Origin of the sequence: Microvirga arvi (genome assembly GCF_016892765.1) — a bacterium.
Lineage (GTDB): Bacteria > Pseudomonadota > Alphaproteobacteria > Rhizobiales > Beijerinckiaceae > Microvirga > Microvirga arvi.
This window is the reverse complement of record NZ_JAFEMD010000011.1, coordinates 72,587-88,529: the sequence shown is the minus strand read 5'-3', so window position 1 is coordinate 88,529 and position 15,943 is coordinate 72,587. Positions and strand designations below refer to the sequence as shown.

Here is a 15,943-nt window from a genome sequence, read left to right as displayed (position 1 = left end):
GGTTCTCGATTAGCCGTGTAGAGGAACGAGGTCCAGATGGCCAACACACTGATCGGCCGGAAGCGCATTCGCAAGTTCTTCGGAAAAATCAAGGAAGTGGCGGAGATGCCGAACCTCATCGAGGTTCAGAAGGCATCCTACGACCAATTCCTGATGGTCGAAGAGCCAAAGGGCGGCCGGCCGGAAGAGGGCTTGCAAGCCGTCTTCAAATCGGTTTTCCCGATTTCGGACTTTTCGAATACCGCCCTGCTCGAATTCGTGAAGTACACGTTCGAGCCGCCGAAATACGACGTGGACGAGTGCCGCCAGCGGGGCATGACCTTCGCTGCGCCGCTCAAGGTCACGCTGCGCCTCATCGTGTTCGATGTGGACCCGGATACCGGCGCCCGCTCCGTGAAGGACATCAAGGAGCAGGATGTCTACATGGGCGACATGCCGCTCATGACGGACAATGGCACCTTCATCGTGAACGGCACCGAGCGCGTGATCGTTTCGCAGATGCACCGCTCGCCGGGTGTGTTCTTCGACCACGACAAGGGCAAGACGCACTCCTCGGGCAAGCTGCTGTTTGCTGCCCGCATCATCCCGTATCGCGGTTCCTGGCTCGACATCGAGTTCGACGCCAAGGACATCGTCTACGCTCGTATCGACCGCAAGCGTAAGCTGCCGGTCACGTCGCTGCTCTACGCCCTGGGCCTGGACGGTGAGGAGATCCTGAACACCTTCTACAACCGCATCACCTACACCCGTGACGGCGACGCCTGGTCGGTGCCGTTCGATGCGGAGCGCATGAAGGGCTTCAAGGCCTCCGTGGACCTCATCGACGCCAAGAGCGGCGAGGTCGTGCTCGAGGCCGGCAAGAAGCTGACCGCCCGCACCGCCCGCCAGCTGGCCGAGAAGGGCCTCAAGAACCTGCGCGCCACCGATGAGGACCTGTATGGTCAGTACATCGGCGAGGACCTCGTCAACCCCTCCACCGGCGAGATCTACGCCGAGGCGGGCGACGAGATCACCGAGAAGCTGCTGAAGGGTCTCGGCGAGGCCGGCTTCACCGCGATCCCGGTGCTCGACATCGACCACGTCACGGTCGGCCCGTACATCCGCAACACCCTGGCCATCGACAAGGCTTCCTCCCGCGAGGACGCCCTTTTCGACATCTACCGCGTGATGCGTCCGGGCGAGCCGCCGATCCTCGATACGGCGGAAGCGATGTTCAACTCGCTGTTCTTCGATGCCGAGCGCTACGACCTCTCGGCTGTCGGCCGCGTGAAGATGAACATGCGCCTCGACCTCGATGCCGAGGACACCGTGCGCACCCTGCGCCGCGAGGACATCCTCGCGGTGACGAAGGCGCTCGTGGACCTGCGCGACGGCAAGGGCGAGATCGACGACATCGACCACCTCGGCAACCGCCGTGTGCGTTCGGTCGGCGAGCTCATGGAGAACCAGTACCGCCTGGGCCTGCTCCGCATGGAGCGCGCGATCAAGGAGCGCATGTCGTCGGTCGATATCGACACCGTCATGCCGCAGGACCTGATCAACGCGAAGCCCGCGGCCGCCGCCGTGCGCGAGTTCTTCGGCTCCTCGCAGCTCTCGCAGTTCATGGACCAGACCAACCCGCTCTCCGAGGTCACGCACAAGCGTCGTCTCTCGGCTCTCGGCCCGGGCGGTCTGACCCGCGAGCGCGCCGGCTTCGAAGTGCGCGACGTGCACCCGACCCATTACGGCCGTATCTGCCCGATCGAGACGCCGGAAGGCCCGAACATCGGCCTGATCAACTCGCTGGCGACCTTCGCCCGCGTCAACAAGTACGGCTTCATCGAGACGCCGTTCCGCCGGGTGCGCGACAGCCGCGTGACGGACGAGGTGATCTACCTCTCCGCCATGGAAGAGGCGAAGTACAACATCGCCCAGGCCAACTCGACGCTCGATGCCGACGGCACCCTCACTGAGGAGCTCGTGATCTGCCGTCGCGCCGGTGAAAACATCGTCGTGGCTCCCGATCGCGTGGACCTCATGGAGGTGTCGCCGAAGCAGCTCGTGTCGGTTGCGGCCGCGCTCATCCCGTTCCTCGAGAACGACGACGCGAACCGCGCTCTCATGGGCTCGAACATGCAGCGTCAGGCCGTGCCGCTCGTGCAGGCGGACGCTCCGTTCGTCGGCACCGGCATGGAAGCGATCGTGGCCCGTGACTCGGGCGCGGCGATCGCGGCCCGCCGCACCGGCGTCGTCGACCAGGTGGACGCGACCCGTATCGTGATCCGCGCAACGGAGAACACGGATCCGACCCGTCCCGGCGTCGACATCTACCGCCTGCAGAAGTTCCAGCGCTCCAACCAGTCGACCTGCATCACGCAGAAGCCGCTGGTCCGCGCCGGCGACCTCGTGCGCAAGGGCGACATCATCGCCGACGGCCCGTCGACCGAGTACGGCGAGCTGGCCCTTGGCCGGAACGTGCTGGTCGCGTTCATGCCGTGGAACGGCTACAACTTCGAAGACTCGATCCTGCTCTCCGAGCGGATCGTGAAGGAAGACGTCTTCACCTCGATCCACATCGAGGAGTTCGAAGTGATGGCCCGCGACACGAAGCTGGGTCCTGAGGAAATCACGCGCGACATTCCGAACGTGTCGGAAGAGGCGCTGAAGAACCTCGACGAGGCCGGCATCGTCTATATCGGCGCCGAAGTCCATGCGGGCGACATCCTCGTCGGCAAGATCACGCCGAAGGGCGAAAGCCCGATGACGCCGGAAGAGAAGCTTCTGCGCGCCATCTTCGGCGAGAAGGCCTCGGACGTTCGCGACACCTCGCTGCGCGTGCCCCCGGGCGTGACCGGCACCATCGTCGAAGTCCGCGTCTTCAACCGTCACGGCGTCGACAAGGACGAGCGCGCCCAGGCCATCGAGCGCGAGGAGATCGAGCGTCTCGCGAAGGACCGCGACGACGAGCAGGCGATCCTCGACCGCAACACCTATGCGCGTCTGGCCGAGATCCTCTCGGGCAGGAGCGCCGTTGCGGGCCCGAAGGGCTTCAAGAAGGACACGAAGATCACCCGCGAGCTCCTCAACGAGCACCCGCGGTCGCAGTGGTGGCAGTTCGCGGTCGAAGACGATGCTCTGATGACCGAGATCGAGGCCATGCAGAAGCAGTACGACGAGTCGAAGAAGCGCCTCGAGCAGCGCTTCCTCGACAAGGTCGAGAAGCTGCAGCGCGGCGACGAGCTTCCTCCCGGCGTCATGAAGATGGTCAAGGTCTTCGTGGCCGTGAAGCGCAAGATCCAGCCGGGCGACAAGATGGCCGGCCGTCACGGCAACAAGGGTGTCGTGTCGCGCATCGTGCCCATCGAGGACATGCCGTTCCTCGAGGACGGCACCCATGCCGACATCGTGCTCAACCCGCTCGGCGTGCCGAGCCGCATGAACGTCGGTCAGATCCTCGAGACGCACCTCGGCTGGGCTGCTGCCGGTCTCGGCAAGCAGGTCGCCCAGGCGGTCGACGCCTACATGCGGTCGGGCAAGTCACAGGCTCTGCGCGAGCAGCTGGTCTCGATCTACGGCAATCTGCCGGAAATCGACGGGGCTTCGGACGATGAGCTGGTCGAGCTCGGCAACAAGCTGCGCCGCGGCGTTCCCTTCGCGACCCCCGTCTTCGACGGCGCGAAGGAATCGGACATCGAGACCATGCTCCAGAAGGCAGGCCTCGACCCGTCGGGTCAGGTCACGCTCTATGACGGCAGGACCGGCGAGCCGTTCGACCGCAAGGTGACCGTGGGCTACATCTACATGCTGAAGCTCCACCACCTCGTGGACGACAAGATCCACGCCCGCTCCATCGGCCCCTACAGCCTCGTCACCCAGCAGCCGCTGGGCGGCAAGGCCCAGTTCGGCGGCCAGCGCTTCGGCGAAATGGAGGTGTGGGCCCTGGAGGCTTACGGCGCCGCCTACACCCTGCAGGAAATGCTCACGGTCAAGTCGGACGACGTGGCCGGCCGCACGAAGGTCTACGAGGCCATCGTTCGTGGCGACGACACCTTCGAGTCGGGCATTCCGGAGAGCTTCAACGTTCTCGTCAAGGAAATGCGTTCGCTCGGCCTCAACGTGGAGCTGACCAATTCCAAGAAGGCTGCCAACGAGCCGGGGCAGCTGCCTCCGTCCGAGGCCGCCGAGTAAGCGCCCCTCGCGCTCTCAATAAGACGTTTGGCCGCGGCGATGATGCCGCGGCCCCATGCAATTGCCGGTGAGGGTGCTTATCTAGCGCCCTCCAGCCCAGGAGACGGCGATGAATCAAGAGGTCATGAATCTCTTCAACCAGACGGCCCAGCCGCAGAGCTTCGATCAGATCAAGATCTCGATCGCGAGCCCTGAGAAGATTCTGTCCTGGTCCTACGGCGAGATCAAGAAGCCGGAGACCATCAACTACCGCACGTTCAAGCCCGAGCGCGACGGCTTGTTCTGCGCGCGCATCTTTGGCCCGATCAAGGATTACGAGTGCTTGTGCGGCAAATACAAGCGCATGAAGTACAAGGGCGTGATCTGCGAGAAGTGCGGCGTCGAGGTGACTCTGGCCCGCGTCCGTCGCGACCGCATGGGCCACATCGAGCTCGCCGCGCCCGTCGCTCACATCTGGTTCCTGAAGTCCCTGCCGAGCCGCATCGGTCTGCTGCTCGACATGACCCTGAAGGATCTGGAGCGCATCCTCTATTTCGAATCCTACATCGTCGTCGATGCGGGCCTGACGCCCATGAAGGACCGTCAGCTCCTCACCGAGGACGAGTATATCCGTGCTCAGGACGAGTACGGCGAGGACTCGTTCACGGCCATGATCGGTGCGGAGGCCATCCGCCGGATCCTGCAGGAGCTCGACCTCGAGAAGACCGCGCAGGAGATCCGCGAGGAGATCGCGGTCACCACGTCCGAGCTGAAGCCCAAGAAGCTCATGAAGCGCCTCAAGATCATCGAGGCCTTCGTCCAGTCGGGCAACAAGCCCGAGTGGATGATCATGACCGTCGTCCCGGTGATCCCGCCGGACCTGCGTCCGCTCGTGCCGCTCGACGGCGGCCGCTTCGCGACCTCGGACCTGAACGACCTCTACCGCCGCGTCATCAACCGCAACAACCGCCTGAAGCGGCTCATGGAGCTGCGTGCGCCGGACATCATCGTCCGCAACGAGAAGCGCATGCTCCAGGAGGCGGTCGACGCCCTGTTCGACAACGGCCGCCGCGGCCGCGTCATCACCGGCGCCAACAAGCGTCCCCTGAAGTCGCTCGCCGACATGCTGAAGGGCAAGCAGGGCCGCTTCCGCCAGAACCTGCTCGGCAAGCGCGTCGACTACTCGGGCCGTTCGGTGATCGTGGTCGGTCCGGAGCTGAAGCTGCATCAATGCGGCCTGCCGAAGAAGATGGCGCTCGAGCTCTTCAAGCCGTTCATCTACGCCAAGCTCGACGCGCGCGGCCTGTCCGCCACCGTCAAGCAGGCGAAGAAGCTCGTCGAGAAGGAGAAGCCGGAAGTCTGGGACATCCTGGATGAGGTCATCCGCGAGCATCCGGTTCTCCTGAACCGTGCTCCGACGCTTCACCGCCTCGGCATCCAGGCGTTCGAGCCCACCCTCATCGAGGGCAAGGCGATCCAGCTGCACCCGCTCGTCTGCGCCGCGTTCAACGCGGACTTCGACGGTGACCAGATGGCCGTCCACGTGCCGCTCTCGCTCGAGGCGCAGCTCGAAGCCCGCGTGCTGATGATGTCGACCAACAACATCCTGCATCCGGCCAACGGTCAGCCGATCATCGTGCCGTCGCAGGACATCGTTCTCGGCCTCTACTATCTCTCCATCGTCTCCGACGGTCAGCCCGGCCAGGGCAAGGCCTTCGCCGACATGGGCGAGATCGAGCATGCCCTGAACGAGAAGGTCATCACGCTCCACACCAAGATCCGCTACCGCTGGGAAGGCTTGGATGAGGACGGCAAGCCCGTGTCGAAGATCGTCGACACCACGGCCGGCCGCGTCATGCTCTCGCGTCTCCTGCCGAAGCACCCGATGCTTCCCTTCGACGTCGTGAACAAGCTCATGACGAAGAAGGAGATCTCCAACATGATCGATGCCGTTTACCGGCACTGCGGTCAGAAGGAATCGGTGATCTTCTGCGATCGCATCATGGGCCTCGGTTTCTACAATGCGTTCAAGGCCGGCATCTCGTTCGGCAAGGACGACATGGTGATCCCGGAGAACAAGTGGGAGATCGTCGAGGAGACCCGTGCCCTCGCGAAGGACTACGAGCAGCAGTACCAGGACGGCCTCATCACCCAGGGCGAGAAGTACAACAAGGTTGTCGACGCCTGGGCGAAGTGCTCGGACCGCCTCGCCGGCGAGATGATGAACCGCATCTCCACGGTGCAGAAGGACGAGAACGGTCGCGACAAGCCGGTCAACTCGATCTACATGATGTCCCACTCGGGCGCCCGTGGTTCGCCGGCCCAGATGAAGCAGCTCGCGGCCATGCGCGGCCTCATGGCCAAGCCGTCGGGCGAGATCATCGAGACGCCGATCATCTCGAACTTCAAGGAAGGCCTCGATGTTCTCGAGTACTTCAACTCGACCCACGGCGCCCGTAAGGGTCTGGCCGACACCGCGCTCAAGACGGCGAACTCGGGCTACCTGACCCGCCGCCTCGTCGACGTGGCGCAGGATGCGGTCATCCGTGAGCCGGATTGCGGCACCGAGCGGGGCATCAAGATGCGCGCCATCATCGACGCCGGCCAGGTGGTCGCGTCGCTGGCGTCCCGCATCCTCGGCCGCTCCACGGCGGAGGACCTATTGGCCCAGGACGGCGCCGTCATCGTGCCGAAGGGAACGATGATCGAGGAGCATCACCTCGAGGCGATCGGCGCTGCCGGCATCCAGGAGGTGAAGATCCGCTCCGTGCTCGTCTGCGAGTCGAAGAACGGCGTCTGCGCCACCTGCTACGGGCGCGACCTGGCCCGGGGCACCCCGGTCAACCACGGCGAGGCCGTCGGCGTCATCGCGGCGCAGTCCATCGGCGAGCCGGGCACGCAGCTCACCATGCGTACTTTCCACATCGGTGGTGCGGCCCAGATCGCTGACTCGTCCTTCATCGAGTCGAGCTTCGAGGGCAAGATCGGCTTCCGCAACAAGAACATTGCGAAGAACTCCGACGGCGATCTCGTCGTCATGGGTCGCAACGTGGCTGTTGTGATTATCGGCGCCGACGGCACCGAGCGGGCGGTTCACCGCCTGCAGTACGGCTCCCGCCTGAAGGTGGACGAGGGCGACACGATCAAGCGCGGCCAGCGCATCGCCGAATGGGATCCGTACTCCCGTCCGATCCTTACCGAGATCGACGGTACGGTGGGTTACGAGGACCTTGTGGACGGTGCATCGATGATCGAATCGATGGACGAGTCGACCGGCATCGCCAAGCGCGTGGTCATCGACTGGCGCGGCTCCCCGCGTACGGCGGACTTGCGTCCGGCGGTGGTCATCCAGGGCTCCGGCGGCAAGGTCGCCAAGGTCGCCCGCGGTGGCGACGCCCGTTACCTGCTGCCTGTGGATGCGATTCTCGCGGCCGATCCCGGCTCGAAGGTCAAGGCCGGCGATATTCTCGCCCGTGTCTCGACCGAGAGCGCCAAGACCCGCGACATCACGGGCGGTCTGCCGCGCGTGGCGGAGCTGTTCGAGGCCCGTCGCCCGAAGGATGCGGCCATCATTGCGGAGAAGTCCGGCACGATCCAGTTCGGCCGCGACTACAAGAGCAAGCGTCGCCTGACGCTGAACCCGCACGATGGCTCCGAGCCGGTGGAGTACCTGATCCCGAAGGGCAAGCACATCCATCTGCAGGACGGCGACGTGGTCGAAGTCGGCGATTTCATCGTCGACGGCAACCCGGCTCCACACGACATCCTGGCGATCAAGGGCGTCGAGGAACTCGCGGCCTACCTCGTGAACGAGATCCAGGAGGTCTACCGTCTCCAGGGCGTGCTCATCAACGACAAGCACATCGAGGTGATCGTTCGCCAGATGCTGCAGAAGGTCGAGATCACGGAGGGCGGCGATTCCGAGCTGCTCAACGGCGAGCAGGTGGATCGCCTCGAGTTCGAGGAGATCAACGAGCGTCTCGTGTCCGAGAAGAAGAAGCCCGCCGCAGGCGTGCCGGTTCTGCTCGGTATCACCAAGGCCTCGCTGCAGACCCGCTCCTTCATCTCGGCGGCGTCCTTCCAGGAGACCACCCGCGTCCTCACGGAGGCGGCAGTCAACGGCAAGGTCGACACCCTCGAGGGCCTCAAGGAGAACGTCATCGTCGGCAGCCTGATCCCGGCCGGCACGGGCGCGCTCACCGCTCAGATCAAGGCGGTCGCGACTCATCGCGACGAGCTGATCCTGCAGCAGAAGCGCTCCGAGTCGCAGGCTCAGGTCAGCGAGCTGCCTCCCGCAGCGGAGTAAGCTGCAGGACTTCGAGCGGAGAGGTCTCTGTCAATGATCGGCAAAGCCGACTTCGATCAACATCTACGAGGCGGGGCCAACCAGTGGCCCCGCCTCGCCGCAATTGCTGCTCTTGGAGCAGTTGGCCTCAGTATCTCGGTCTATGCCGACCGCGCGCCGCAATTCGATGATATTGCCGGGCGTTGGGTACTCGCACCCGGAAGCGATCCCAAAACAGCTTTTTTTGGACAGAGCTTTGCCGTTCTTCCAAGCGGAGAGATCCGTGGAAATCCTGCGATCATAGGCAAGAGTTTCTGCGGCCAAGGCTGCTACACGATCCACATCGTGGAGAAAGGCAGGAACTACCGGCTTCTGTTCGATAGCCAAAAGCAAAGCCTTGTCATCAAGGACGATGCGTTCGAACCTCTCGCAGAATATATAAGACGGTCGGGAAAATCGTAAAAAATGCCTGAGCCGTGGCGGCTTCGGCGGTGCGTTTATTTTTCCGGCTCTTTCAACAACTGCATGCGAACCGCCCTTTTGACGTCTGTCGGGCAGTTGTTTGGATTTGATGCACATGCGTCATGTGTAAGCATCTTGGCGGCGATCATATTCCGTGAAAGCGGTATACCCGCAAACTCCATAAATAATCTGGCGAGGCTATCGATGCGAACGGGTCCTGGGATAATGCTCTTTGTCGGCGTGAGGGACGCATCGTAATTGCGCGCCATCCGGTAGAACGTAATGTTCCGAAGCCTCGACCCATAGCTCTTCTGAGCCCTTTGAGAGTAGATCTTCTTAAAATGAGGCTGATGGTCCCCGTAGAAGAGAATGGCCACGGATCTGTCGATCCGCCCTAGTTCCTGCTCAAGATCCAGCATCGTTTGATATGTGTCGTTGAGCCTGTTGATGTAGTCCTTGAGTTCAACGCTCTTCGCCGAATCCGGATTGAAGGGTCCCGGGTATTGCTCCCTGGGAGACGCGCCATGCGGACCATGATTGCTGTTCGTTGACAAGAAGACGAAGCGAGGATGGTTGCTCGGCTGGGCAAGCAGCCTGCGAAGAGCGTCGACGTAGTAAAAATCTCTTTGCTCCTTCCAGTTCGTTGGGGCGTTGATCTTCTTGTTATCCAGAAACGTATCTATTCCGTAACGCTTGAACCCCTCGGCGACACCAGCAAAGAAGGGGTTCGCCGTATAGATCGCGTGCGTCTCGTAACCGAGCGTCTTCAGATACGAGGGAACGCAGCTTCGCGTGAACGGGGCAATGAAGCTGTGCGGGTATGTGCCTCCATCGTCGAACATTTGGTGATGGACGCCGCAGAGGAGCTCGAATTCAGAAATCCAGCTGCGTCCCCCAAAGATGTTCACAAGGAGCGGGCCGGATTGCTCATGGGCCAGTCCTCGGCCGGAGGTGAGGTCAAGGTAGCCCTGCCCTAAGGTGTAATCCTCGAGGATCACGGGATCGAAGGTCGATTCCAAATGCACGAAGATCATATCGGGGCAAGATGAGCAGGACGTGTCGGCACTCTGGGTCTGCTGGGGAGAGCCGAGATCTATGCTACTCTTGATCGTATCTTCGGCCTCCTTTTGAAGAGCAGCCTGGATGGAGCGGGTGCGCTCGAGGAATGCGATAAAATTGCCGACACGTAAGCCTCCTGGTTCCGTTGCCGTCAAGTAGCCAGAGGCAGAGTGTAGGTAGTCTAAATATCTACTGTTGAAAAATACGATGCTCTGCAGGGTAGCAATGATTAGCCAAAGCAGAACCACCTTAAGCCTGAAGGAAGACGATCTTTGTTTTTTTCTGTGGACGAGGTGCTCAAGGAACCAGACTATAAGTAACGTACAGATGAATAAGATAACGTACAACAAGAAATGGCGAGATAACTCGTGATATTGCATGACAACCGAGAGATCGAATTTGCGCAACATCTCCCATATCATGATAAAATCGAAATGATTGAGATGATCGTTGAGGAGTGACATCTTATTGATGTCAATATAATTGAAGAGAATGAAGATCGAGCAGGCGAACAAAGCAGAGAAAGCATGATATTTAGTGAGGATTACTATCAAGAATGATGCGCTTGCCAGCATAAAAAATACTAAGATTGCCCCTGATATCGTGTATTCCCTGGCAGCTGCCTGAAGGCATATAGCGAGTAGGAGCGTAAGGGAGCTACAGAGCAGCGCCTTGTATACAGTTCGGACAATGCTCTTTGGAGGGATCTGCTCCAACGGGTGGACCAACCGTGTGATCAGGCCAATAAAGTAGCGGCGTGCACGCATGGATAAACAGTGAGTGGAGATAGATACATTCCCATTTGAAGCATCATCGCTATAGCGGGCTGGGCAAATGCCGCCACACTAAAATGATGCATTATTCAGTAGCACAGAAGAGTTATCCTTGTAAGGCTCCTCATGGGTACCGATCCTAATCAAGCCGAGCTTCGCCAGCCACAGGAGGCACCGGACCATGAGCGCGGGCGCCGTTCCGGGACGCCTGGCCAGAATGTCCCTCGCCGTTGCGCCCTGGCTGCCGACCTGTTTCCACACCTCGAGGAGAAAAGTGGAGGAGACCTCAGGGGAGGCGCTTACAAGAGCGATCTTTAGACCTAGCCGATCCAGCACCTCGGCTTCACTCAGGCCAGGAGCTTGCGTGAAAACATGCTGGCTGGAAAAGCCGGTGGACGGGAAGCTGGCGAAAAGCTCGAACGGATCGGGACGGGCAGGCCAGAAGCCGCGCATCGCCTCAGAGGAGGGGGCTGTCTCCCCGGCGTTCCGCAGGACGGCAAGCTCACGCCAGAGAGCCTCATAGGCCTTGATGATCACCTTCCAGTCGAAGACTTCCCTGGCTCGGGCCGCCCCGTTCGCGCCCATGCGCCGGCGCAGGTCTGGATCGGAGGCAAGGCGCTCGAAGGCGGCAGTCGTCGCATCGATGTCTACTGCGACGGCGGTGGATGCCTTGCCGATGTAAGCGTCATAGTTGTCGACTTCGAGAGCATGCCTGTTCGCAAGCCCTTGCCCCACTCCCGGCGGAGCGGCGATGGTCGGAACGGCAAAGCCGTCGAGGCCATTGCGAACCGTGTCCCTGTACCCGTCCCAATCCGTGACCACCACCGGCAGCCCGGCCGCCATGGCCTCGATAGGGGTCAGGCCGAAGGTCTCCTGGATGTTGTCGGAAAGGGAGCAGAATACATCCGCCGCCGCCCAGGCTTGGTTGCGGGTCTCCGAAACCCGGCCATCGAGGACAATGGAGCGGATTGTCGGGCAGAGCTTGGCTCTCGCCTCGGCAAAAGCCTGGGCAATGGGCTCGTTGGCCGTCCAGCCGCACTCGATCAGCACCACCCGGTGCTGCCGCGTCAGGCGCTCCAAGGCCAGGTACATGGGAGCGGGGTTCGCCTTCGCATGGAACGACAGGCGTCCGAGAAACAGCACGACGAAATCCCCTGGCTCGATCGCGAGAGACGAGCGCGCCTCGCCGCGACGGCTCGACCGCTGAGCCTGGGCTCCGCAATCGACCCCGAGGGGAATCACCGGAAGCTGCGGCCTGACGAAGCGGGTCGCACCGAGCCGTCGCGACAAATATTCTTCCTGCCGGGCGAACAGCTTCTCGATGACGGCACGGGAAGCGGTCGAGGTGCAGATGATGGCGTCCCACGGCTGGATGGGGGCCGCCAGCAGTTCGGTCAGCCCATCCATGGCCCGGGCGGAGGACAGGGTATGATTGACCCCGCAGAGGCTCCAGGAGCGGGCGCCGTGAAGCTCGCGCTGCCACGCCTGAGCCGCGTTGACGGGGCTCGGTGTGAACAGGCAGCCCACCTCTTTGAGCGCGCCAGCTTTCGCGCTCACGATGTAATTCGGGGAGCTATCCGGCTGAAATCCCTTGATGAAATTGCAAAAGTCCTGTCCGAGCTTGGCATTTCGCACATAGCCCACAGGGGCATTGTCGGAGGTGTATCGCGCGAAAGCCGAGAGGAAGCCGTGGCCAGCAAAGTGCCTGCCCATAGGCTTTCCATGCGTCACGTCATAAGCCTCGGCTTCGAAATGGATCGCTGCTGTCACTTCCTGCCCCTTGTCTTGGAGGTTATTCAATAACCTTGTAGCGTTCCTGGCGGAACCCATATTGATGAGACGAAGCCGGCTGGGCTCCAGCATCAAAACCCACCTTTCCGGATCGTTACCGAAAAGTGTTGACTTTGAACGACTCGGACGCTAGAGAGACCGGACTTTCCGGCTGGCCGTAGGTTTTCGCCAGTCGAAGCGACTAGCTTCGACGGATGCCACCTAAACGCTGCCGAACTCAACCTTGACTGACACTAGTCAGATTTAGGGCACGACCGCGGTAAACATCGTGGTCCTCTGCAATCGCACCGCGCCAGGGGCTTACCCAAGTCAATGGCGTGGCTTCGTTTTGTGCAACCTGAAAGGGTCCGCAGAAGCGAAGGGCGGCGTTCAACCGTTGAAGACACATTCATGGCCACCTGCCGGGTGGCCGGTCAAAGAGGGCACAGGATGCCAACGATCTCTCAGCTGATCCGCAAGCCGCGGACTGCGCAAAAGAGCCGGAATAAGGTTCCCGCGCTTGAGGCCTGCCCGCAGAAGCGCGGCGTGTGCACGCGCGTTTACACGACGACCCCGAAGAAGCCGAACTCGGCTCTCCGTAAGGTCGCCAAGGTCCGTCTCACGAACGGATTCGAAGTCATCGGGTATATCCCGGGCGAAGGTCACAACCTTCAGGAGCACTCCGTGGTCATGATCCGCGGCGGCCGCGTGAAGGACCTTCCGGGTGTCCGCTACCACATCCTCCGCGGTGTTCTCGACACCCAGGGCGTGAAGAATCGTAAGCAGCGTCGTTCGAAGTACGGCGCGAAGCGGCCGAAGTAAGCCGTCAACTGTAATTGAGGTCGGAGCTAGCTCATGTCCCGCCGCCATAGCGCCGAAAAGCGTGAGATCATCCCGGATCCGAAGTTCGGGGATGTGGTCGTCACGAAGTTCATGAATTCCATCATGTACGACGGCAAGAAGTCCGCTGCCGAGAGCATCGTCTACGGTGCATTCGACATCATTGAGGGTCGCGCCAAGGCGAACCCGCTCGAGGTGTTCAAGCAGGCCCTCGACAACGTCGCTCCGGCGATCGAGGTCCGCTCCCGCCGCGTCGGCGGTGCGACCTACCAGGTTCCGGTCGAAGTCCGCACCGAGCGCCGTCAGGCTCTCGCGATCCGCTGGATCATTCAGGCCGCCCGCGGCCGCAACGACAAGACCATGATCGAGCGTCTCTCCGCCGAGCTGCTCGATGCATCGAACAACCGCGGCAATGCCGTCAAGAAGCGCGAAGACACCCACCGTATGGCGGAAGCCAACCGTGCGTTCTCGCATTACCGCTGGTAAAGGTCTGAGGAGCTGAGCGATGCCCCGCACGCACGCGATTGAGGACTACCGCAACTTCGGCATCATGGCCCACATCGATGCCGGCAAGACCACCACGACCGAGCGCATTCTCTACTACACCGGTAAGTCCCACAAGATCGGTGAAGTGCACGAGGGTGCCGCCACCATGGACTGGATGGAGCAGGAGCAGGAGCGTGGCATCACGATTACGTCCGCTGCCACCACCTGCTTCTGGAACGACAAGCGCCTGAACATCATCGACACCCCCGGCCACGTCGACTTCACCATCGAGGTCGAGCGCTCGCTGCGCGTGCTCGACGGTGCCGTCTGCGTTCTCGACGGCAACCAGGGCGTCGAGCCCCAGACCGAGACTGTGTGGCGCCAGGCCGACAAGTACGACGTTCCGCGTGTCGTGTTCGTCAACAAGATGGACAAGACCGGCGCGAATTTCTTCAACTGCGTCGACGACATCGTGAAGCGCGTTGCCGGCAAGCCCGTCTGCCTTCAGATCCCGATCGGTGCGGAAAGCGATTTCCGCGGCATGGTCGACCTGATCAAGATGAAGGCCCTGGTCTGGTCCGGCGAGGCGCTCGGCGCCAATTTCGACGAAGTCGAGATTCCGGCCGACCTGAAGGACCAGGCTGCCGAGTATCGCGGGAAGCTTGTCGAAGCCGCCGTGGAGATGGATGACGAGGCCATGATGGCCTACCTCGACGGCCAGGAGCCGGATGAGGCAACCCTGCGCCGCCTGATCCGTACGGCTGTGCAGCGTCGCGCCTTCCATCCGGTGCTCTGCGGCTCCGCGTTCAAGAACAAGGGCGTTCAGCCCCTGCTCGACGCCGTCGTCGACTTCCTGCCGTCCCCGGCAGACCGTGAGGCTATCCAGGGCATCGACTTCAAGACCGAAGAGCCGACGATCCGCAGGCCGACCGACGAAGAAGGCTTCTCCATGCTCGCCTTCAAGATCATGGACGATCCCTTCGTAGGCACGATCACCTTCTGCCGCGTCTACTCGGGCAAGGTGAATGCAGGCGAGACGCTCCTCAACTCCTCGCGCGACAAGAAAGAGCGCGTCGGCCGCATGCTGCTGATGCATGCGAACAACCGTGAGGACATCAAGGAAGCCTACGCGGGCGACATCGTCGCTCTCGCCGGCCTCAAGGAAGTCCGCACCGGCGACACGCTCTGCGACCCGAGCAAGCCGGTGATCCTGGAGCGCATGGAGTTCCCGGAGCCGGTCATCGAGATCGCGATCGAGCCGAAGTCGAAGGCCGACCAGGAGAAGCTGGGCCTTGCCCTGTCGAAGCTGGCTGCGGAGGATCCGTCCTTCCGCGTGTCCACCGATCAGGAATCGGGCCAGACCATCCTGAAGGGCATGGGCGAGCTTCACCTCGACATTAAGGTCGACATTCTGCGCCGTACCTACAAGGTCGACGCGAATGTGGGCGCTCCGCAGGTGGCCTATCGTGAGACGATCACGAAGAAGGCAGAGATCGACTACACTCACAAGAAGCAGACCGGCGGTACGGGCCAGTTCGCCCGCGTCAAGATCGTCGTTCAGCCGAACGAGCAGGGTGCCGGTTTCGCCTTCGAGTCGAAGATTGTCGGTGGCGCGGTGCCGAAGGAGTACATCCCGGGCGTCGAGAAGGGCCTCCTGTCGGTCGTGGGTGCTGGCGTCGTCGCCGGCTTCCCGGTGGTCGACATCAAGGTCGAGCTCGTCGACGGTGCCTTCCACGAAGTCGACTCGTCGGCCCTGGCCTTCGAAATCGCCTCTCGCGCGGCTCTCCGTGAAGCCCTCCAGAAGGGCGGTTCGGTTCTGCTCGAGCCGGTGATGAAGGTCGAGGTCACGACGCCTGAGGACTACACGGGCTCGGTGATCGGCGATCTGAACTCCCGGCGTGGTCAGATCCAGGGTCAGGACATGCGCGGCAACGCCGTGGTCATCAATGCGATGGTCCCGCTCGCCAACATGTTCGGCTACGTGAACACCCTGCGCGGCATGAGCCAGGGGCGTGCAAGCTACACCATGCAGTTCGACCACTACGAGCAGGTGCCGTCGAACGTGGCTGCCGAGGTTCAGGCGAAATACGCCTGAACCCACTAAGCGAATATTGAACGATCA

Annotated in this window: 8 protein-coding genes; 6 read left to right on the top strand and 2 right to left on the bottom strand. The window is 61.8% G+C overall.

Annotation, left to right across the window (positions count from 1 at the left end):
- The first annotated feature begins 36 nt into the window (after positions 1-36).
- From rpoB to ILT44_RS09185, 3 genes are all read left to right on the top strand, one after another.
- The gene (rpoB, locus tag ILT44_RS09195) at positions 37-4,167 is read left to right on the top strand and encodes a DNA-directed RNA polymerase subunit beta (protein WP_204239272.1); all 4,131 of its coding nucleotides are present in this window, start codon (positions 37-39) and stop codon (positions 4,165-4,167) included.
- Between the two features lie 109 nt (positions 4,168-4,276).
- Positions 4,277-8,452, top strand: coding sequence for a DNA-directed RNA polymerase subunit beta' (rpoC, locus tag ILT44_RS09190; protein ID WP_239468022.1), 4,176 nt, complete (start codon positions 4,277-4,279; stop codon positions 8,450-8,452).
- A gap of 33 nt (positions 8,453-8,485) precedes the next feature.
- Positions 8,486-8,893 (top strand): hypothetical protein, encoded by a 408-nt coding sequence (locus ILT44_RS09185; RefSeq protein WP_204239271.1) that lies wholly within the window; start codon positions 8,486-8,488, stop codon positions 8,891-8,893.
- Positions 8,894-8,928: 35 nt separating this feature from the next.
- Here ILT44_RS09185 and ILT44_RS09180 read toward each other — a convergent pair whose 3' ends face one another.
- Together ILT44_RS09180 and ILT44_RS09175 are read right to left on the bottom strand one after the other, a co-directional pair.
- Positions 8,929-10,416 (bottom strand): sulfatase-like hydrolase/transferase, encoded by a 1,488-nt coding sequence (locus ILT44_RS09180; RefSeq protein ID WP_204239270.1) that lies wholly within the window; start codon positions 10,414-10,416, stop codon positions 8,929-8,931.
- 381 nt (positions 10,417-10,797) lie between these two features.
- Entirely contained in the window at positions 10,798-12,495 is a 1,698-nt protein-coding gene (locus tag ILT44_RS09175; protein ID WP_204239269.1) for a glycosyltransferase family 4 protein, read from the bottom strand.
- Between the two features lie 450 nt (positions 12,496-12,945).
- Between ILT44_RS09175 and rpsL the strand changes: the two genes are divergently transcribed.
- The 3 genes from rpsL to fusA are packed head-to-tail and all read left to right on the top strand — an operon-like array spanning position 12,946 to position 15,916.
- On the top strand, positions 12,946-13,317 hold the full coding sequence (gene rpsL, locus ILT44_RS09170; RefSeq protein ID WP_009764294.1) for a 30S ribosomal protein S12: 372 nt from the start codon (positions 12,946-12,948) through the stop codon (positions 13,315-13,317).
- 33 nt (positions 13,318-13,350) lie between these two features.
- On the top strand, positions 13,351-13,821 hold the full coding sequence (rpsG, locus tag ILT44_RS09165; RefSeq protein ID WP_204239268.1) for a 30S ribosomal protein S7: 471 nt from the start codon (positions 13,351-13,353) through the stop codon (positions 13,819-13,821).
- A 19-nt stretch (positions 13,822-13,840) separates the two neighbouring features.
- On the top strand, positions 13,841-15,916 hold the full coding sequence (gene fusA / locus ILT44_RS09160; RefSeq protein ID WP_204239267.1) for an elongation factor G: 2,076 nt from the start codon (positions 13,841-13,843) through the stop codon (positions 15,914-15,916).
- Positions 15,917-15,943 lie beyond the last annotated feature (27 nt).